Consider the following 21,173-nt stretch of genomic DNA (forward strand, 5'->3'; position numbering starts at 1 on the left):
TAATCGAGTCAGAATCGAAATACGCAAATGAGTTGCTTGAAAAAACCAAATTTTATAACGAAAATATGTTTCAGAATATTAATGGAGTTTTTTACCATTTTTACACCGACAACTATTACAGCAGCAGCATCGTCGATATTTTAAGTAATCAATCCCCTATTCCCCGAGGAACGGAAAATTATTGATAGCCTTCAAACGATTGGCAGAGCACATTCCTTTATTGCCGACATACTCATACTCGATTATCAGCATCAGAAAGTATTTTTCTATTCAAATGAAAGCATTGTATGTCTATATGTCTAAATTATAATTTGAAGGGTACCTACGATGATACGGTTCATTTCCAAGATAAGTGTGCCTATTTTAAAGCTTTAAATACCATTGTTAAGTACGAGCTTGCGTTAAGCTTGTTGAACACACATAATAAAATTAAAGGGCTGCTTGAAATCTTCTTACGAAACAATTTAAAGAATCTGCAAAGGGGGGATTGGTCAAGTGGAGCTCCCAAAAGTTAATGTCGAAAATATGAACGTTAAGATTTCGTTAGGCGGTTTATTGTTAAACGTCTTGTATATCAGATTCGGGGTCTTTTATCAATCCTTTCTCGAACACAGCCATAGCATGAAAAGCTACGAACTGCATTATATTCCTCAGGGACAGGGAATCTTGGTAGCAAACGGCCGAAATTATCCGATACATCCTGGCACTCTTTATATGACTGGCCCAGATATTGCGCACGAGCAAAAGACGGTTCTCTCCGACCCTATGGCGGAATACTGCATATGCTTTGAAGTGTTGGCCAATAACATTAACGATGATCCGGATCTTTCCTCTATAGCAAACCAATTCGTTCAAACTACTTTTTGGTTCGGTCAGGACAAGCAGAATTTGTTGCCATTGTTCGAGCAACTCTCCTATGAAATAACCAATCAATATATCGGCTACTACCTGACGGTTCAACATATTATCGAGCAGATCGTCATCAAGCTGGTCAGAAACTACACAAATAATGTTCTGACCTCCTCTGCTATGCCGCTTAAAACCTTAGACGACGAGAGAGTCGTTATCATTGAAAATAGTTTTTTATACAACTATGATGATTTAACTATACAGAAGCTCGCTCAAAAACTGGGACTAAGTGTGAGACAGACGGAGAGAACCATTCAACAGTATTATGGCCAATCGTTTACACAAAAAAAGACCCAATCAAGAATGACAGCTGCCGTTCACCTTCTTACTACAACCTCAATGACCATTAGTGAAATAGCGCGACATGCCGGTTTTTCTTCATTGGAACATTTTTGTACTGCTTTTAAGAAATACTACAATACCTCGGCAGGTGAGTTTCGCTCCTTGCGCAGGCCCTTTGATCACAATGTGACCTGTCATTGAAGACAAACGGTGAAAAAGTGTACAACTCGAACATCGCATCAATTGGACAAAATAAATACAACTGTAACGTCTATGCCAGAATTCAGCGTTAAGCGAATATGTTTACCAAATTCATCGTCAAGCGCCTCTACTTCTTGGGCGTTAACCATTGCTTTTGTCCAAGGAATACCCACTTTTACTTTTACTTCATTTTGATTTACAACTGATTTTAATGTAACAAATGCAATGTTAGTGTCCCAAAATAACCCACTAACCTCTACCCGGGTCCTTGCCATTAATCCTTTTATTGACCCCGATTTCCATTCAGAGGGTAGCGCCGGAAGTATTTCAATTTCACCTGTATTGGAAAATAGCAGCGCTTCATTTACTGCTCCCACAGTACCAAATAATGTATCCGTACAATAGCAGTCGTTTCTTCTGTTTGTGTCATGGTCTGTCATCAAGGAAGTGTAATAACCGGAATCCATCATCATCGGCAGAAGGGACGAGACGACCCCGTCGCCGTTTTTTAACCTGGCATAGACCAGCGCCTTATGCATCCAGCCGTGCCCCGCCGTCGCATCTCCTGTATTGTATTTATTTCTGTTTTCAACCGCGATAATTGCTGCTTCCGTCAACTCCGTATTGTTCTGCGTTTCGTAAGCAGGCCATGCCGGATAGAGATGGCTTAAATGGCGGTGGTTGTTGTTTTCCGTATATTCACTCATCGCCCATTCGCGTAAAGCGCCGTCTTTGTCAACCTTATAATCCGGCATTAGTCCTAACAATACTTCCCATTTGGTGACAGCAGTTTCATATCCGTCGCGCTTTACTGCTTTTTCCATGGATATGACCATATGCAGTCCATCCCGCGCTGCAGCAATATCCATCGTGGCATTTGCCGTAATCGTACTGTTGTAACCGATCGGGTTATTCTCTGGAGAGTAGGTAGGGATAAGCAAATATTTCTCGCCTGGATTTAACGCAGTTTTGCCTTTCTCATAGCACGCATTACCGTTTATATCCGTATAGTATTCCGGCGTACATAGCTGCTCCCAGAAATTAGCCTGCTTTGTCAGCAGCGGAAGTAAAATATCCTTTTCCAAATCTAGAAATCCATTTTCGATCAATTGACTGAACTCTTCATCCGTCAGCCCACCGTCCTTTATACTGAGAAGCGGTTTCAGATCATGAATTCTCATGTTGTCTTTGATCGGAATCTGCCCATTGCCGTAACACTGCCAATACTCGAAGATCGGGAGCAGACACCAGCTCGCTCCGGCATTCCAATATTCAAACGGATAGTCATTGTCGTATTCCACATGCATTGCCCTGTCGATGTCCGAGTTTACCGACACCTGCAGGGCATCATGCATCCCATAGGCCATTCGCGCATTGTATTCGAAGTCGGGCGTGTTTCTCAAAAAGAAAGTGATGTATCCAAGCTGCGCTTGCGTGAAATGGCCTGTATTCATCGGAGAAACCTGTAAATTCACATTGGCGTCAAGCGTATAGATACCTCGCCAGCCAGGATTCCACTCCCCGGTCCACATCCCATACAAGCGCGGAGCGCTTGAACCGCTGCAGCATAGTAAGGCATATCGTCCTTGGTTGTACACCTGCTCCATAAAAGCATGATTGATTCTAGTTTTTGATGCCTTTTGTGCGTTGATTAGCGTTACGTTGTCAGCGCTCTTGTCATCCTCGTCGCCTGTAAGAGTAAATTGTGCAGCGTTAAATTCTGCGGAATGCTTTAGGACGTGAGGCGTGAGTGCAGCTTGATAATCGAATTTACCATAGGCATCTTTATATTTTTCAGCGACCGCATTCGTGTTCTGAAATAAATTGTCTACGATAGCGTATTGCGTCATTCCGGCAAAATCTTCGATTTTGCCCATATCAAATGTCCTGTTCGATTGCGTAATTAAATATACGGCGTCGGCGTCGATCACTTGGATCGCAGGATTCTGTTCCATTCCTACATTCATCGGTTCATTCGTGTCAGCGAGCAGTACTCTCTTCTTGGTTCCATTAACAACTATAATCTGCGTCAGACCTGCATACCCACCATTGCTCAGCTCGCTGTCCTGATAGGATGGGTAATGGGCAACCTGCGCGATATATGCCGCACTCGGTTCCACGAGCTTTTTGTATTGAAGCGCCGTTAGCTCAGACATACCATCCCTCGATTTGTACATGCTCGAAATGTCATCAATGGAGATGATCATGTTGATCTTAGCGCCTTCACAGGATTGTGAGATCTTCGTAATCGAAACATTGTCTTCTCTGGATGTAAACGAGGTTCGGATCCACTCGCCAAATTCATCGGTGTATCGTACTCCGGTTTCGGCCGTTTCATAATTCGTCCATCTCTCATAATCAGACACGGCTCCCTTATCAGTCACGCCTAATCTGAGCTGGTGTCCCGGATGATAACTATAAAAATAGGTTCTTACCCTCGTTTTACCGTCCGGAAAAGTAATCTTCCATTGATCGTTTTGTTTAAAAACATTCCATCTGGCATCAGCAAGCTGCCCCGTTAATTCTCCTGGAATCGCTCTTGGATCTCGAGACGGATAGTTGAACCACATATTTTGAAAAATAAAGCTGTCCGTATAAGGCGATCCTGACGTGATATACCCATTTTCGCCATTTCCACTAATCATGCCTTCCCGCCACGCCAATCCGGGATTTGTTGCTGCCACCTCTTTATAGGTGTTAGCGTAATTGCCTTTTTCGTACATTCGTGTAATTTCCGACATTTTAGTCATACTATCCCCTCCTGATCTGTTTGCTATGGTATTTATTATATCTGGCAGGGGAAGGTTCATGAATCGTTCAGAGCGACGTAAAAGAAAGCAAATATGTCGCAATTTAGCAGACAGTGGGGGTAGCGCCACACGTTCTCCTTTAATTTTTGAGGAAGAACGCCGACATCAGCTACTTAGGTTACCTACGTTTACGTCAAGGAGACTAAGAGACTACGAGACTTCCCTCGTTTATCTGCACATTCTATTCCATCCATCCTGATCCTAATCACGTCGATGAGCCTGGAAGGTCATATCCCTTTGTTTGTTTACCTGCAAGATATACATATTTGCATAAGTTTCCCCGTTTGTTTGGCGGGTCACCCAACATCGCCGCCACCTCTGGTTCACCGCTTTCCGGGCTGGATTTTACCTGCCCTTAGGATTCCCTCTTACGAGAGACACCCTGCCAATCCTAACCCCGCTGGATTAGGAGACCTCTACTTCGGCTGCGGCACTTTAAAGGGTAAAGTTTACCGAGTGGATTTGAACCACTTAGATTGTGCGACTGTGAGGTGCATAAAAAAACCGGAACCCCTTATTCGGAGTTCCGGCCTTATAAACACTAAACAACTTCATTCAACCGCCCATCCCGAAACCGCACAATCCGCTTCGCCTGCTGGGCAATAAATAAGTCATGCGTAATCAAAATAATCGTCCGACCCTGTGCATTTAATCTCTTTAAAATGTTTAAAATCTCCACACCCGTCTTAGAATCCAGCGCACCTGTAGGCTCATCCGCCAAGATGATCGGAGGATCTCCTGCCAACGATCGCGCAATCGCAACACGCTGCTGCTGTCCACCAGATAACTCTGATGGAAAATGCTTCTTACGATCCAGCAAGTCCACCGATTCTAGTGCATGTAAAACGAGCGGCTCTCTTTCCTTTTTACTCATTCCCCGATAGATCAAAGGCAACTCCACATTCTCATAGGCATTTAATCTCGGCAGCAGATTGAAACTCTGAAAAACAAATCCAATCTTCTGATTGCGAATCTCAGCAAGCTGAGAATCCTTAAGCACATTTATTGCTTGACCATCTAAGTCATAGATACCTTTATCTACAATATCCAAACACCCGATAATGTTCATCAGCGTGGATTTGCCGGAACCTGACGGTCCCATAATGGCCACAAACTCTCCATGTTCAATATCTAATGAGACATCATCTAATGCTTTAATCGTTTCCTCGCCCATCGTGTAGTATTTACTGGCTTTCTCGATATGGATTAACGTCATAACCTTCACCTCCATTACTTGCACAGAGTCCAAATAAATGAAGTATCTGATTCATATCCCTTACCGTTTCGCCTTATAAAACTCATGATACAGCTTCATCAGCGCCCGCTTCTCAATCCGAGACACATAGGATCGGCTAATGCCTAGTTCCTTCGCAATCTCCCGCTGCGTCCGCTCTTCCCCGCCAAGCTCCAGCCCAAACCGGCCAACGACGACTTCCTTCTCGCGATCGTCCAAGATTTCCAAGTTCCGATAGATTTTGCTCTTTTCTATCTTGAGCTGCACCTTATCCACCACATCATCCGCTTCTGTGCCGAGGATGTCGATCAAGGTGATTTCATTCCCCTCTTTGTCCGTTCCGATGGGATCATGCAAGGACACATCTTTGCGCGTTTTCTTCAGCGAACGCAAGTGCATCAAGATCTCGTTCTCGATACAGCGAGCCGCAAACGTCGCGAGCTTGGTCCCTTTGTTCGGCGAGAAAGACTCGATGGCTTTGATCAATCCGATCGTTCCAATGGAGATCAAATCCTCGAGATCTTCTCCTGTGTTGTCGAATTTTTTAACAATATGCGCAACGAGTCTTAAATTATGTTCAATTAACTTATTACGGGAGTTGTCGTTCCCCTCAGCCATTAAGCGTAAGTGCTTTTCTTCTTCTTCCTCTGTGAGAGGTTGTGGAAACGCATTATTTTTGACGTAGGACACAAGTAGCGTTAGCTGCTTGATCAATAAAGCAATTGTACCAAACAATCCAGGCATTCCAGCTACCCCCTTGAGCGTATTGCGGAGCATGACTGCTTCGGTAGCCTCCGCTTAGAGATTACTATTAGTCTATGTGGGGGAATGCCTAGAAGTGCACGTACACAAAAGTTTACCTATTCACTTCGATACTTCAAAAAGTGAAAAAACCATTCAAAGTTAAATGACTTTGAATGGCTCAGGTTATATCGTATTCTTACCCTCACGGTATTCGGTAGGAGTTCGATTCGTAAGCGTTTTAAACACGCGATTGAAGTGCCGAATATTCGTAAAGCCCGTTGAATCCGAGATCACTTGAATTTTCTCATCCGAGTAGAGCAGCATCGTTTTCGCTTTTTCAATTCGTTTTTCCGTAAGAAAATCGATAAAAGACTGACCTTGCTTGCTTTTAAATAAGCTGCTTAGATAGGACGGACTCAGATAAACGATTTCTGCCATCATGTTTAGGGTAATCGATTCTGCATAGTGTTCTTCGACATAGCGCACAACCAATTCAACTGGACTAGTTACAAACTTTTTCTTGCGATTCGCCATGCAAACACTTAAATCACCTAACAGTTTCTGGCAGCGTTCGATCAATTCTTTACTGGACGAAATGGAGTAAATATCCATCAACACTTGCTTCACATCAGTAGCCTGCAGCCACTGTTTAACCACAGCCAAATTGACAGCCTGTTCGTAGAAGTGAAGCAGCATTTTGCATATTTGCTGTTGAATGATTTCGGGGTCATGCCATTGTTGGCAAAGCTTGGTTACGAATTGACTAGCTTGGTATTGTACATTAACCAAATCGCCTTCTTGGACAAACTGATTGAGCAGGTTCCAATCGGAGGAATGCCATTCGAACTTCTCCATCTTCATCTCGGCGATGGTTTCGCTAGAAAGCAAGCGATCTCCGCCAATAACCAATCGGTACAATAAAGCTAATCCCGCTTCCTTGTAGGATTTAGAAATCGACTCCAAGTCCTTAGCAGGACTGCCTAGTCCGAAGGTGATCGTAAAATTGGATTGCCCGCGAATTTCTTTGCGGATCCGGTTTGTTAGTTTCTCTATTTCTGAATACGAGGATTCTCCTTCCTCATGATTGATTAAAGCGACAACCTCGTTATCATGTAAAATAAAGACATGCCCAAGTAAGGATTTGTCGATGCTCTCTTGAATAAATTGCTGCATGTAGACGGTAAACAAAGATGGATTCATTTGGTAATATCTCTCATCCGTTACTGAGTCTCGATCAAGCTTAGCAACCAAACAGCTGGTATTAGGATGTGGAAATAGAATGCCTACATTCTCAAGCAGCTCAGTCTCTGCATGATGAATGCTCCCCGTTAGTAGACCTGCTAATACATGGTGACGCATTTGATTCTGTACTTGTCTATCTTTGGCATTGACTTTATTTTGCTGCTTTTCTAGCGCCAACTCTTCCTGCAGCTTGCCAAGTAAATCATATAACTCTTCTCTTTCAAAAGGTTTCATTAAGTAGTCTTTTGCCCCTAATCTTAGGGATTCACGAGCGTATTGGAAATCGTTATACCCGCTCATCACAACACAAGCAATCTGCGGGTAACGTTCTTTCACAATATATTGCAGCTGGATACCGTCCATCCGTGGCATTTTGATATCTGTAATAATCAAATCTGGCTGCAGTTCTTCTATTTTTTCTAAGGCTTCCGCGCCATCCATAGCTTCCGCAATAACAATCCATTCAGATTGCATCTCTGCAATCATTAGCCGAATACCTTTACGAAAAATCGTTTCGTCATCTACGATTAGTATATTAGGCATCCATTTTACCCCCTTCAAGATGATCTTCTATGAGCGGTAAAGTAAGGAAAATGGTTGTTCCTTGTTTAAGGCTGCTCTCTATCTTAATGCCATACTGATTACCATAGCGCAAAGCAATTCTTCGGTGTACATTCATTAAACCATGGCCGCCTGTGCCCTCCTCAGATGAGGCAAAATCAAATTTTTTATCAAGTAAATTTTGCAATTCAACCGCGCTCATACCTGCTCCATCATCTTGAATGGTGATCAGCATATGATCTTCCTGTTTCTTTCCTGTAAGAATAATGTTGCCATAACCATTCCCCTTATCAATGCCGTGCACAATACTATTCTCAACGATCGGCTGTAAAATAAACCGAATTACGGAATAGGAGAGCAGCTCCGGCTCAATATTTATGTGGAACTGAATTTTATCCTCAAAACGGATTTGCTGGATAGCCGTATAACCTTTCACATGGTCTAGTTCCAAGCTAAGCGGCACTTGGCTTTTGTGACTATTGATGCTGTAACGCAGCAGTTTGCTTAAGTTATTGGTCATTTTAACCACTTCTCGGTTGCCTTGTATTTCTGCGTACATGCTGATCGAACCTAACGTATTATACAAAAAATGCGGATTAATTTGGCTCTGCAAAGCAGATATTTGCGCATTCTTCTCTCTAATTTCCGATTCATAGAGACGATAACCTAAGTCACTGAGCTTTGACACCATGATATTAAAAGATTGACTTAGCTGCCCAATCTCATCACGGCTGCTGATGGGAATCGATACATGTAAGTCTCCGACAACAACTTTTTTCATTAAATTGCGCAATTCACTAATCGGATTCGTAATGCGCAAGGCGAAAATAGTGAAAATGATGAATGCAAGGAGCAAGCAAACAGCTCCGATCAGGATAATATAGTTCTTCACATAAACGGTATCCTGAAGCAGAGTGGCAAGCGGTACCATTTCGATCATCGTCCAGCCCGTAAAGGGTGAAGTATAGTAGGATAACAGCTCCGTATCCTTGTCTTGCTTATAAACAACAGTTCCCGCACCTTTATATGGCAGCAATTTATCGGAATCAATCCAATATTCCATGCTTTTATAGATCATCGATCCCTCGCTATCGACGATCATAATGTTCTTCTTATCGTTGGAAATAGCTTCAATTTTGTTGCGAATAACGTTTTTATCCACATCCAGCACCAAATAGCCTAAAACCTTCCCCGTGTCTACACTGCGTATTTTTCTGGCAAAGGAATACACCTGGTTATTTGTATCTAAACCATTTTTGTTGAAAGTACCGATATAAACGACTTTTCCCGTCTTGGATACTTTTTCATACCAAGGTTCATCTTCTACACGTTTTAGCGAATAATTAGCTTGCTCCTCCAACATGGCCGTGTAAGTACCGCCAGAGACTCTATACAGGGTTAGACCTGAAATATCCACTCTTCCATTAGCAAAAACACGCTTCGTAAAATCCTCGATTGTTACCCTTTCGTTAAACGAAAGATTTGCATTCGAGCCGCCAGCTTCCATATATTTCAGTATTTGCTGTGATTGGTAAGGCAGCAAGGTTAACAAATTGAGTTCATTCATATAGGTATCAATATTAGCTGTTAATTCCTTCACCACGTCCATCTGATATTTGCCGGTGTTTTTTTGAATAGATGCGGAATAGCTCGTATAAGTCAAATAACTGGCAATACCAAGCGGAACGGCAATAAGAATAAAGCTAATAATAATGAGCTTTGCAGCAATAGGGAGATTTTTGATCCACTGCAATCTATTTCGGAGCTGTATTCTGCTGAATCTGAAGATTGGTATTAATGATCTTTTGCGCATTATGCAGCACCTCTTGTGGTGTTGTCTGTCCCACCATCATCTTTTCAAACTCACGCACAAGTTCATCATTAATCGTTCCCTGTCGCGGTTGATTCGGAAAATATGTCACATCATCCGCCGAGCTGGCATAGTCCGGACGATATTTAAGCTGCTGAAACTCCTTTGATTCTACAGCTTTCTTAACAGCCGGGATATGACCGGCTTTCGCCCAGCTTGCACCGTGAACCGCTACCCAATTGGCAAATTTAAGGGCTGCGATCTGCTTTTGCTTATCCGGGTTCTCATGATAGGGAAGAGAAAACGTGTGAGAGTCTCCCCAAACCGCTGGATGATCGTAGATTTGAGGTATTTTGGTGACACCAAAATTCAAATCTGCAGCTTTTTCAAAAGTACCCGTTGCCCAAACACCCGTAATTAAAATAGCTGCATTGCCTTTAGCAAAGGTTTGAACTGTATCGTTAATATTAGGATGGATGAGCTTACTGGTATAAAGAGAATTCACAAATTTCAAGGATTGCAGTGCAGAAGGATTATCAATGGCTGCCGCTTTTCCATCGTCGGTATAGAATCGTCCACCATCCATATTCATCTGATTATAGAAAGAATACCATAACCAGAAGGAATCAATTCGAACATTCGGCTCGGCCAGAGGAGATATCTGTTCCGGTACACTCGCACGGATTTTTTGCAAAAATTGAATAAACCCCTCTTCGCCGTTGGATAAGATAGGCTTTTCTTTCTCATCTAGAAGGCCGGCTTGCTTCAGCCAAGTTTTGTTATAGTACATGACTTCCAGATGTGTATCTAGCGGAATTCCCAAATGCTTATCTTCGGCAACCGTGCTTTTCAAAATGGTCGGATTAAAATCGTTCCAATTAACGCCAGCCTCGACTGCCAGTTCATTCAAATCTGTCAGGAAGCCCGCTGGCGCATATTGGGAATACTTGGCTGAGTGTACAATCGCGATATCAGGCGCTTCCTCTGTCACGATTGCCGTTGAGAGCTTGGGGTAATAATCTCCTGAATTATTATTAATCTGTTCTATTTTAACGTGATCTTTATTCTCATTATTATATTGCTGGATTAATTCCGCCATAAATTGTCCATCGCCTCCACTAAACGGAGACCAAAAGGTGATTCTCAGCTTATTAGAGCTTGCTTCTTCTGTATGGATGTTCGGCTGTGGACTGCAGCTTATTGTGAATGAACTCATTAGGATAAGGAGTAATGTGGCGCTTAATCTTGATCGTTGCTTACCGCTCACTTGAATCCCCCGATTTAAAATATAGTATCTCTTAATTATACAAAGTAGGATAGATGAATCCAATGACCTAATTACTCCAGTAATGGACATATTTTTAGATTCGATATCATGGGCAGATATTCGCACATTTAACAGAAAAAAATAAGGCTATCCCTACGGTCATTGACCTTGAGGACAGCCTCGTTTTATCAAATTTCTATTCACCGCTAGGCACAGCAATTGGAATGCCTTCCGCAATCGGAGTTCCAAGATTAGGCGATCCATCCGGATTCCACCCAAAAGGCTGCATACGTACATTACGATTCCAGCCAGAGCCTTGCGTTTTCGCACCATGATACAGAATCCAGTCCTCTTTCCCATCTGGTGATTTCGCAAAAGAGTTATGACCAGGTCCGAATACCTGATCTGTTTTTGAAAATACGGCTTTCTCATGTTTTTTCCATGAGGCAGGATTCAACAAGTCACTTTTCATCTGTGTACTCAGCATCCCTAAACAATAGTCATCGGTCCAGCTGCCGCTTGCCGAATAAATAACAAAAACTTGATCCTTATGCATCAATACCTGAGGACCTTCATTAATCGTAGGATTCCCGACCAACTCCCAGTCATAGGTGGGTCTTGAGATTTCTACTGGTTTTCCGCTAATCGTGTACGGATTGCTCATCGGTGCAATGTACAAATGTTGACTCACGTTCACCGTACCTTCCCAGCCCGACCAAATGAAATATAACGATCCATCTTCTTTTTGCAGAGTTGTTCCATCGATAGCCCATCTGCCGGAAGTGTCCATCATTCCCCTGTCTATGTATTTCCCTAGTGGATCCTCTGTCTCCGATTCAAGCACGAACATCCGATGGTTCTCATTCTGACCGTCATCTGCTGCATAGTAGATATACCATTTCCCATTGAGATAATGTAATTCAGGTGCCCAAATGTTTGAAGTATTTGAGCCTGAAACAGGTGGAAACCAGACGTCCTTATATTCAGCATTAGAAAGCCCTGTTAACGTTTGCGACTTCCAAATTCGAATCGAATTTCCCGTTGTATGTGTATAATAATAGGTCCCATCCTTCGAAGTGACCCATGGATCGGCTCCGTTGTCTAGTATGGGATTCGTAAATGTTTTCGCTTCCTTTGACGGCGATGCCGTAGTTTTGGTTTCCTTCACAGCTTCCTCTACAACCCCTTTCGAGCATCCCGCCAATAGCAGGAGACAACCTAATAAAGTAATCAACATGCGCATATGAAAACCACCTTTGACAGCGTTCCTTTTTACTGTTTAACTCCTGTGGCTGTAATAGATTGAATGAATTGCTTCTGACCAATTATAAATATAATTAGTGTTGGGATCGTTGATAATGTGGCTAACGCCATTAATTTACCATAGGAAGCCGTAAAGCTTCCGGTTGCCATAACGGCAACTCCTGCTGTAAGTGTTCGCATTCCCAAGTCTGTAACTGTGAAGAACGGCCACACGTAATCATTGAAAACATTCATAAAGGTGAAAATAGCAAGTGTTGTAACAATTGAAACGGAAGAAGGCAGCAGTACGGACGTGAAAACGTGCCATTTATTAGCCCCGTCGATTCTAGCAGCTTCAATAATTTCATGTGGAAAGGATTGAAAAAATTGAATTAACAAAAATACACCGAGAGCTCCGCCGGAATACGGCAAAATGAGTACATAATACGTATTGATCAAATTCAAATTACTGAAACTCAAATATTGAGGCAGGAAGGAAATAATCCCTGGGACCATTAATGAGCCAATGAATAAAGCAAACAATGTTTTTTTGAAAGGAATATCGAGCTTGGTTAACGCATAAGCGGCCATAGTATCCAGCAATAGAACCAAGACCGTTGCGGCAAAGCCTACGAAAAATGAATTAAAAATCCAGCGAAAGATCGGAACCTCAACATCTCCGCCTACAAAAATCGTATGGAAATTATCCCATGTAAATTCTTTAGGCAGCAAATGAAACACGGGCGCCATCACTTCAGCATCAGTTTTAAATGAATTTGAAAACATCCATAGCATTGGAAGGATAAAAACAATGCCTAGCAGCGAAGCCAACAGCACATAAAAAATCTTCGAAGGTTTCATCGTCCTCTACTCCTTTCTATTTGTGACTTTAAATTGAATAATAGAAACAACCATAATCATTAATCCCATCAAAATAGCCATGGCAGAAGCAGAACCAATCTCTCTGGCTGTGTAAGCCGTTTGCAGAATACCTATTAATAAAACCTTCGTCTCTTCAACCTTATCCCCCATCATTAAATTGGGCTGGGCGAAGACGTTATAGGAGGCAATGGTCGAAGTAATGAGTACAAAAATAATTACGGGTCTAATAAACGGGACTGTAATGCTTTTAAGTCTGTCCCAGCCGTTCGCTCCATCTATTTTTGCTGCTTCATAAAGATCCTCAGGTACACCATTTAATGCATTTACAAAGATAATCATATTGAAGCCAATGGTCCACCAAAGCGTAGCAATAACTAATGCGAACCATACGAAGGGGCTATCCAGCAGCCATGGAACCGGGTCGAATTCACGAATTCCCAGCTTTGCTATAAACATATTGATAAATCCGCCGGTAACATCGAACATTCGCTTCCAAATTACGGCCATTACCGTTGCCGAAACCGCATAGGGAATAAAATAAATCGACCGAAAAAGTGACCGGAGTTTTGCGGGAAGTGCATTTAGCAGCAAAGCAAAGCCTAAGCCTACAATAACTAAAAATGGAACCGAAAAGACGACAAACTTCAAAGTCGCTTTCATCCCAATGAAGAAGAGGTCATTAGGTTGCGTACCCTTCGTAAAAATTTGCTTATAATTGTCTAATCCTACAAACGGATGTACAGGATCCAGTAAATTATATTGCTTTAAACTAATGATAAAGCCATAAATGATTGGAAAGAGCGTAAACGCTAAAAAGGCTAGAAAATACGGCAATATGAATAAGCTTGAAGTCAGCTTTGATTTCCAATTGGATGTTGTTGACAACGAATTCCCTCCTATACTTAGAATTGAAGACGGGTAAACGATACCCGCCCGCCTTCCTTCCTTTCACTATGAATTACTTTTTCATCGCTTGTGTAGATTTCGCTGCTGCATCATCGAGCGCAGCTTTCGGATCCTTCTTACCTTGCAAAGCATTCGCTAACTCTGTCCAAATACTGTCAGAAATTGGGCCCCAATTTAATACTTTAGGAGCAAATTGAACATAATCAAATTCCTTAGCAACTTCTGTTTGTTGCTGTGTCATTGCTTTAAACGCAGCGCTGTCACGTACGACTTTCGAAGCAACCGCTTGACCGGACTCTGCCCAATCAATCGAATTGGCTGATACGAATTTCAAGAAATCACCTGCACCGGCAAGAACATTGGCATCAGTAGTTGATTTAGGAATGACGAAGTTATGTGATCCGCCGAAAACGGCTTGTTTAACTGTTCCTAGTTGTGGAACGGGTGCAACACCATAGTTGATCTTGGCTTTGTCGAAAGCATCCTTGGACCAAGGACCATTGAAGTGCATAGCGCTTTTCCCTTGTTGGAACAAGTTAAAGTCACCATCTTGCGCAACAGTAGGAGGGGATACTTTCATCTCCGTTAAGCTTCTCATAAATGTAACGGCTTCAACACCTGCTGGTGAGTTATATGCGATATTTCCTTTATCATCTAAAAAGCTTCCGCCGTTTTGGAATAGGATCGTTGGGAACAAGAAATTTTGAATCCAGAAGGTCGGCATTGCCGCTCCCCAAACACCTTTGGAAGGGTCAGTTAGCTTTTTCGCTGCATCTACAAATTCTTGCCGGTTTGTTGGGGGCGCTTTAATTCCCGCAGCTGCGAACAAATCTTTGTTGTAGTACATAATCAATGGATGAACATCAAGTGGAATGCTGTACCATTTGCCATCCTTTGTTGAATAATCCACGGTTGCCGCAGGGAAGTTGCTTTTTTCAACACCAACGGATTTTGCTACTTCGTCCAATGGCTGCAGCAAATCTTTAGCAATATACGTAGGCGTTTGGTCAAGATGCATGATCGCTACATCCGGAACACCTTTTTTCGTTGCAATCGCAGTATCCAGCAGCTTATAGTAATCGCCGTTCGGCTGAATCGTCATTTTCACGGTATATTTTTCTTGTGATTTATTGTAATTGTCGACGATTTTTTTCATAAATGGACCATCATTACCTGAGAATGGCGTCCAGAAGTTCACGGTAACTTTTTCCGCGCTTTTCGCAGGTTCAGGCGCTTTAGTAGCTGCCGCGGAAGCTGCAGGTGTTGCCGCAGCTGGTGACGAAGTTGCCGTTTTAGCTGAAGAACAACCTGATAGCACCATTGCCAAGGATAGCCCGGCTAAACCCATCATTTGATAACTTTTCATCTTAACCATGTATGTAATCTCCCTTCAATTTGAACACAGAATAATGGACTTGCTTCTCTAACTCGATTTGTGTCAAAATTGTAGTGACGATTGAATTTCGCAAGAATTCAGTCTCACTACCGACGAGCGATCAAAAGGAAAACCCACGCCAATGGAGCCTTTTATCGCTCTTTCTTTTCAACTCCCCGTACCACTAGAACGTTTACGCTAACCTTACAATCGCTTATCCTTCATCACCCCGTTGCTCAATTGTTTACCACAACCTAACTATAATAACTTTGCGAAAACGTTACCATGACGATATTCAAGGACCATTGGACATATTTTCAGATAAGACGCACATGTGAGAAAAGGAGCTGCCCTTCAGGTCTTGATGACCTTCGGGGCAGCTCCTTTATTGATTCCTTCCTCATCTATACATTGCGCGGCGATTACGGACCAACCAATACATCCTGTATGAATTTCTCCAACACGGCAACATCGGTTATATTCTTATTGCAAGCCTCGCTGTTCACACACAAGTAATTGCCAATTGCTCTGTAGTAATCAGGCGTAGCGCTTGCCGGCTTCCATTTGGTCACCGCCGTAAATAACGCAACCTCTTCATGCCGATTACATACGAAGCAAACGCCTTTCTTATTCGTCGGCGTATATTTCCCTTCTATTCCAACGAGTTTCCCATTCAGATGATAAACGAGGAACAATTTATTCGTCGCGATATCGATCCAGCCGAGATACGTCACGTATCGATAGTCGATGGCCGTTAAGTCGGGCACCTTCAATTTTTTGATTTTGGGAAAAAGCTTCTTCAGCTGATTTTCCGTCACGTGCGCAAATTCCGCCAAATAAGGCTCCAAGGAACGCAAATAGCGCTGGAACTCTTCTGCTGTTTGCAGTAACGTTATATTCCCCAGTGCTTGCTTTTGCAGCTCATTCGCATCCGGGAACACCTCGTTCAGTTTGGCTTGCGCGTTATATCGCACCGACTCTACCACTTTCCGATCGGAAACGGAGTTACAAGTACTTTGCAGCAGACCGACCTGCTTCTTGATATCATTATATTGATGGTTTCTAATGAATGGTTGATTCATTGCTTTTCAGCCCCTTATTTTTGATAAAAACAAAATAAGTTGCAAAGCCCCATTACTAGAAACGATTTAAGCTTTCTTGGGCGATCACGACTCCAATCACCCCATGCAAAGATCGCCCTAATGAAAGGCTTTGCATGAGTCGTTACTTATTCCGGCAAATTGATTTGCCATATTTACCGCCTCCCTTGTAAGAACTATTATAAGGTAGGTCCTTCATTAGCTGCAAGATATACACTGCTTGAGGCTTATCAACATGTCACTCTATATATACCCTAGCAAAGGCTCAGCCAACCGAAACTTATACTCCTGATGAAACTTCTGCCGCCGATCAGGCTGCACATAATCATCCACGTAATGCATTAGAATCATCTTCGCTTGAATGCTTTCTGGCAGCGTCAGCAGTTCCTCAAGTGACGTATGCGACGGCAGCTGATCATCTTGCATATGACATTCGTGATAAATGGTTTGCACCTCATCAGCGATACTCCGAATGTAGCTTTCATCCAACCTAGTATCCCCGCTAAAGTAGAAGTACGGCTTGCATAGAAGGCCGTAACTAAGCATGTCTGGCACATGCAAGGTAGGGACAAGTTCGAATTCCACACCCGCTACCGTAAACTTATTTTCCACACATTCGACGTCAAAATAGTCCTCAAACACACGCTTGCCCCGCGTTGTCAGCTCCAATCCGTGGCGCAAGATTTGCCACAAATCGTTTTTTAAACCGGTAGGTACATAAAGCTTCGGCTTCACTCTGCCTGGGTACACCCGGTGATACAAAGCGAGTTTCTGCAAGCCATTCACGTGATCCTCATGCAGATGAGTGATCAAAATATGCTCGATCTGATTGAGCTTCATTCCCAATTGATGCAGCCCAAGATGATTAGACTCAGGGAAATCTATACATAAATTCGTATCTGCAAAAGTAAGAAGAGCACTATTATGCCCTTGCTCGATACTAAAACCGTCTCCGCAACCCAGAAATGTTACTTTCATAAATACCTCCATTATACGTGTGTATTCTATGTATTTTTATACTATGATAGTTGATAAGATATGGCCATTTTTAGGAGGATAATATGAATAGACCACATAAACCAAAACCGAAAATCCACCTTCGCTCCTCGATCTCTATCCTAATGATTTCCTTAATAATTGTACTACTTACGGATAGCGTATTCTACTATTATACGAAGAGAATGCTAACATCTGAGCTTGAAACCAAGCTGCAGCTTATCGCCGATAACGTCGCCATCTCCATTAAACATTCCAAAACAGGTGAGAAATATGTTGAAAATCTAATCGGTCAAAATCTGCGTACAGCTTCCTTAGCAGCACAATACCGACTCGATCCTGACATTGAGAAAGTAACGAATGAAGAGCTTACCGTTCTCAGTAAGGAGTTAATGATCGATCATATTACGTTAATGAAACGAAGCGGTGATGACATTATTGGCTACAAATCCTCCGAGCCCAAGGAAATTAATATGAGTACCAAAACGTGGAGCCGAGATTGGTTTCAAGCGTTCAATCAGCTTCTGGACACCAAAGAAACGAAAGTACAAAGCGGCCAAGCGCTGCCTCATTATTGGTCAGGACCCATGAATACGTCCATGACGAGTCCTCAATTTGTTGACAAATGGGGCTATTATTACGATGGCCGCACGAATTATATTCTCGATCCCTACGTGCATGATACGTTCTTCCGAGATTATCAACGGGAAACGGGTGTGGATGCTGTTATTAATGAAATGATTCATGGCTATTCCAACAATGGCGCCAAAGAAATTGCCGTATACAATCCACCGATCTTCCTGAAGCAGCAGGAACAGTATAAAAAGGAAGGCTACACTTGGTTCACAGATCGGGAGATATTGTTCGGTTCCTACACGATGAAAGATAATCGGGATCAAGAGATGGTGCAAGCCGTCATGCAATCGAAGCAAACAAAGCAGCTTATCACCACGATCGATGGGAAAACTTATCTCAAAATGTTCATTCCGCTTCAACTGGATTCTCCTGTTGTTATCGGTTTGACAGCCGATTATGAAACCGTACAACAATCAATTCAACAACAGCAAGTGAACCTGCTCATTCTGATCGGATCAACTGCACTAATCGCATTCATTCTAGTTATCCTGAGCATCCGCTTCATCAATCGGAATCGTGAAGCGACCGCGGAAAGCATCCAAGAAGTTTATGTGGATCATATCGGCTCTCTGTTCCGTTCCATGAAGGAACAGCGCCATGATTTCAATAATCATGTGGCTACGATACATTCTCTCGTTCATTTGAAAGAATATACGGAATTAGATCGTTACACCACCGAGATTATTGGTGAAACGACCGCTTTGAATGACATTATTCAAATTAACGTGCCCGCTTTGTGCGCGATTGTACAATCTAAGGTTATACAGGCCGTCGAGCGCAAAATTACATTCATTCATGAAGTCGGTAATTTAAATCAGATCAACCTTGGAGCTGTCAAAGCGACAGATCTCGTTCGAATCATCAGCAATTTAATCGATAATGCGTTTGATGCTGTTACTATTTCCAAAAAGGCAGAGGACAAAGAAGTCCGCTTAATTGGTGTGTTGGAAGGAAATTTACTTACATTCAAGGTGATCAACAATGGAGACCCTATCCCAAGCGATCGTCTAAAAAGTATATTCGAGCCTGGCTTCTCTACGAAACAAGAATCCGGACTCCACGCCGGCTTAGGTTTGAGCATTGTCAAAAAATTAGTGGATAAGTATAACGGAACCGTTCAAGTCAGCAGTTCAGAAACCGAAACCAGCTTTACGATTTCCATTGTTGTATAAAGATTTACACGAACATTATCCGATTGACATCATTTAATGTTCGTATTATGATAATCAAGGCAGTAAGTAATAGCCACATACGCATAAATCGTTCGTATATCCTTGAGGATTGGCTTAAGGGTCTCTAGAGGGAGCCATAACTTCCTAGCTACGACGGGTACTTGCTTTCGCATACCCGTGTGGCTGGGTTTTTTTGTGTCCAAAATTGAATGATCCAGAGGAGATTGCAATGAAAACTTATGATTTTATCGTTGTTGGTGCAGGACCTGCCGGTATTTTTGCCTGTTATGAAATGACACTGCTTCACCCTAACGCTAAAGTATTGCTCATAGACAAAGGCCATGATATTTACCATCGCAGTTGTCCGATCCTGGAAAGTAAAATCAAACTGTGTCCTCCCCCAGCAGGCAAAAAGGACTTCTCAGGCTGTCTTCCTGCCTGTTCCATCACGGCTGGCTTCGGAGGCGCTGGCGCTTATAGCGACGGCAAATTCAACATCACCACCGAATTCGGCGGCTGGATGACGGATTATTTGGCACCAACCAAAGTGATCGATCTGATTCGTTATGTGGATGGTATAAATCTACAGCATGGTGCAACCGAGAATATTACGGATCCTACGACAGAGGCCGTAAAAGATATAGAACAGCGCTCCTATGCTGCAGGCTTAAAGCTGCTTCGCGCTCAGGTTAGACATCTGGGAACCGAGCAAAACTTGATGATTTTGAAATCCATCTATGAACATTTGAAAACACGTATCGATATGCAGTTCAAAGCTGAAGTTGAAGATATCCTAACTTTCAAACGGGAGGACAAGCATGTCATCCAAGGCATTCGTATGAAGGATGGCACTGAAATTCATAGTAAACAAGTGATGTTAGCTCCAGGTAGAGATGGTTCTGCATGGTTAACCCAAGTACTTAAAAAGCGCCGACTTAAAATGTATAACAATCAAGTCGACGTAGGCGTCCGCGTAGAAACGTCGGATGTCGTTATGCGCGAAATCAACGAGCATCTTTATGAAGGTAAGTTCATTTATAATACATCGGTGGGTACACGAGTACGTACATTTTGCAGCAATCCATCCGGTCATGTTGTGGTCGAGAATCACAGCGGAGTCATGGCAGCGAACGGACACTCTTACAAGGATCCAGCCCTAGGCTCCAGTAATACGAACTTCGCCCTGCTCGTTTCTCATAAATTCACTGAGCCTTTCGATAAGCCGAATGAATATGCGCGGGAAATATGTAAACATGCGAATGACTTATCCAGCGGCGGTGTTATCGTGCAGAAATATGGAGACATCATGCGCGGACGCAGGTCAACGGCTGATCGGATTCGCGAAGGCTTCCTTGAGCCGACATTATCTGAAGCTGTTCCTGGTGATCTAGGACTTGTTCTTCCATACAACACCATGAAAAGTTTAATTGAAATGATTCATGCGCTTGAAAAGGTAACGCCAGGCATCGCTTCTGAGCATACTCTTTTCTATGGTGTTGAAGCGAAATTTTATTCCGCTCGACCTAAACTTAGTGCAAGTTTCGAAACCGAGATACAAGGCTTGTTCTGCGGCGGTGACGGGGCAGGAATTACAAGAGGCTTGGCCCAAGCTGGGGCTGCAGGCGTCTGGGTAGCCCGCAACGTAGTCGTCTAATTATTTCCGGGGAAATACGATCTCTTTCGTCAAAATCTGCTGTTAACTATCGGATCTAACTCATTAGAGTTAGATCTTTTGGTATCTAACGTTTAAAACTACTTTAAATCTCTTATAAAATATGGTAAGATGAAAACGTTCTCAATGTAA

15 protein-coding genes and 1 riboswitch are annotated in these 21,173 nt (G+C 42.8%); of the genes, 3 read left to right on the forward strand and 12 right to left on the reverse strand.

Features of this window, described 5'->3' with window-relative positions:
- Positions 1-495: 495 nt before the first annotated feature.
- A complete protein-coding gene (locus tag ASD40_RS26060) occupies positions 496-1,392 on the forward strand; it encodes an AraC family transcriptional regulator (protein WP_235549384.1) in 897 nt (298 codons plus the stop codon).
- A gap of 38 nt (positions 1,393-1,430) precedes the next feature.
- Here ASD40_RS26060 and ASD40_RS26065 read toward each other — a convergent pair whose 3' ends face one another.
- The 12 genes from ASD40_RS26065 to ASD40_RS26120 form a co-directional block, all read right to left on the reverse strand.
- The gene (locus tag ASD40_RS26065) at positions 1,431-4,142 is read right to left on the reverse strand and encodes a glycosyl hydrolase family 95 catalytic domain-containing protein (RefSeq protein WP_057306032.1); all 2,712 of its coding nucleotides are present in this window, start codon (positions 4,140-4,142) and stop codon (positions 1,431-1,433) included.
- Positions 4,143-4,743: 601 nt separating this feature from the next.
- Positions 4,744-5,418 carry an ABC transporter ATP-binding protein gene (locus ASD40_RS26070; protein ID WP_057306033.1) on the reverse strand — a complete coding sequence of 225 codons (675 nt, stop codon included), beginning with the start codon at positions 5,416-5,418 and terminating at the stop codon, positions 4,744-4,746.
- Positions 5,419-5,478: 60 nt separating this feature from the next.
- Complete coding sequence (sigK, locus tag ASD40_RS26075) at positions 5,479-6,180, reverse strand: RNA polymerase sporulation sigma factor SigK (protein ID WP_057306034.1); 702 nt, start codon at positions 6,178-6,180, stop codon at positions 5,479-5,481.
- Between the two features lie 183 nt (positions 6,181-6,363).
- Positions 6,364-7,965: a response regulator gene (locus tag ASD40_RS26080; RefSeq protein ID WP_057306035.1), complete on the reverse strand. Its 1,602-nt coding sequence runs from the start codon at positions 7,963-7,965 to the stop codon at positions 6,364-6,366.
- On the reverse strand, positions 7,958-9,796 hold the full coding sequence (locus ASD40_RS26085) for a cache domain-containing sensor histidine kinase (RefSeq protein ID WP_057306036.1): 1,839 nt from the start codon (positions 9,794-9,796) through the stop codon (positions 7,958-7,960). Before ASD40_RS26085 ends, ASD40_RS26080 begins: the two co-directional genes overlap by 8 nt.
- Positions 9,738-11,060, reverse strand: coding sequence for an ABC transporter substrate-binding protein (locus tag ASD40_RS26090; protein ID WP_162251316.1), 1,323 nt, complete (start codon positions 11,058-11,060; stop codon positions 9,738-9,740). The genes ASD40_RS26085 and ASD40_RS26090 overlap by 59 nt, the downstream gene beginning before the upstream one ends.
- 196 nt (positions 11,061-11,256) lie before the next feature.
- Positions 11,257-12,303 carry a glycoside hydrolase family 43 protein gene (locus ASD40_RS26095; RefSeq protein ID WP_200957469.1) on the reverse strand — a complete coding sequence of 349 codons (1,047 nt, stop codon included), beginning with the start codon at positions 12,301-12,303 and terminating at the stop codon, positions 11,257-11,259.
- Between the two features lie 29 nt (positions 12,304-12,332).
- Positions 12,333-13,163 (reverse strand): carbohydrate ABC transporter permease, encoded by an 831-nt coding sequence (locus tag ASD40_RS26100; RefSeq protein ID WP_057306037.1) that lies wholly within the window; start codon positions 13,161-13,163, stop codon positions 12,333-12,335.
- A gap of 6 nt (positions 13,164-13,169) precedes the next feature.
- Positions 13,170-14,069 carry a carbohydrate ABC transporter permease gene (locus ASD40_RS26105; RefSeq protein WP_057306038.1) on the reverse strand — a complete coding sequence of 300 codons (900 nt, stop codon included), beginning with the start codon at positions 14,067-14,069 and terminating at the stop codon, positions 13,170-13,172.
- Positions 14,070-14,142: 73 nt separating this feature from the next.
- The gene (locus ASD40_RS26110; RefSeq protein ID WP_057306039.1) at positions 14,143-15,465 is read right to left on the reverse strand and encodes an ABC transporter substrate-binding protein; all 1,323 of its coding nucleotides are present in this window, start codon (positions 15,463-15,465) and stop codon (positions 14,143-14,145) included.
- A gap of 422 nt (positions 15,466-15,887) precedes the next feature.
- Complete coding sequence (locus ASD40_RS26115) at positions 15,888-16,547, reverse strand: FusB/FusC family EF-G-binding protein (RefSeq protein ID WP_057306040.1); 660 nt, start codon at positions 16,545-16,547, stop codon at positions 15,888-15,890.
- A 261-nt stretch (positions 16,548-16,808) separates the two neighbouring features.
- Entirely contained in the window at positions 16,809-17,543 is a 735-nt protein-coding gene (locus ASD40_RS26120; RefSeq protein ID WP_057306041.1) for an MBL fold metallo-hydrolase, read from the reverse strand.
- Positions 17,544-17,626: 83 nt separating this feature from the next.
- Between ASD40_RS26120 and ASD40_RS26125 the strand changes: the two genes are divergently transcribed.
- Both ASD40_RS26125 and ASD40_RS26130 read left to right on the forward strand, forming a co-directional pair.
- Complete coding sequence (locus ASD40_RS26125; RefSeq protein WP_057306042.1) at positions 17,627-19,369, forward strand: sensor histidine kinase; 1,743 nt, start codon at positions 17,627-17,629, stop codon at positions 19,367-19,369.
- Between the two features lie 72 nt (positions 19,370-19,441).
- Positions 19,442-19,540, forward strand: a riboswitch (purine riboswitch).
- 58 nt (positions 19,541-19,598) lie between these two features.
- Positions 19,599-21,023, forward strand: coding sequence for an NAD(P)/FAD-dependent oxidoreductase (locus ASD40_RS26130; RefSeq protein WP_057306043.1), 1,425 nt, complete (start codon positions 19,599-19,601; stop codon positions 21,021-21,023).
- Positions 21,024-21,173: the final 150 nt, after the last annotated feature.

Origin of the sequence: Paenibacillus sp. Root444D2 (assembly GCF_001426375.1) — a bacterium.
Taxonomy (GTDB): domain Bacteria; phylum Bacillota; class Bacilli; order Paenibacillales; family NBRC-103111; genus Paenibacillus_E.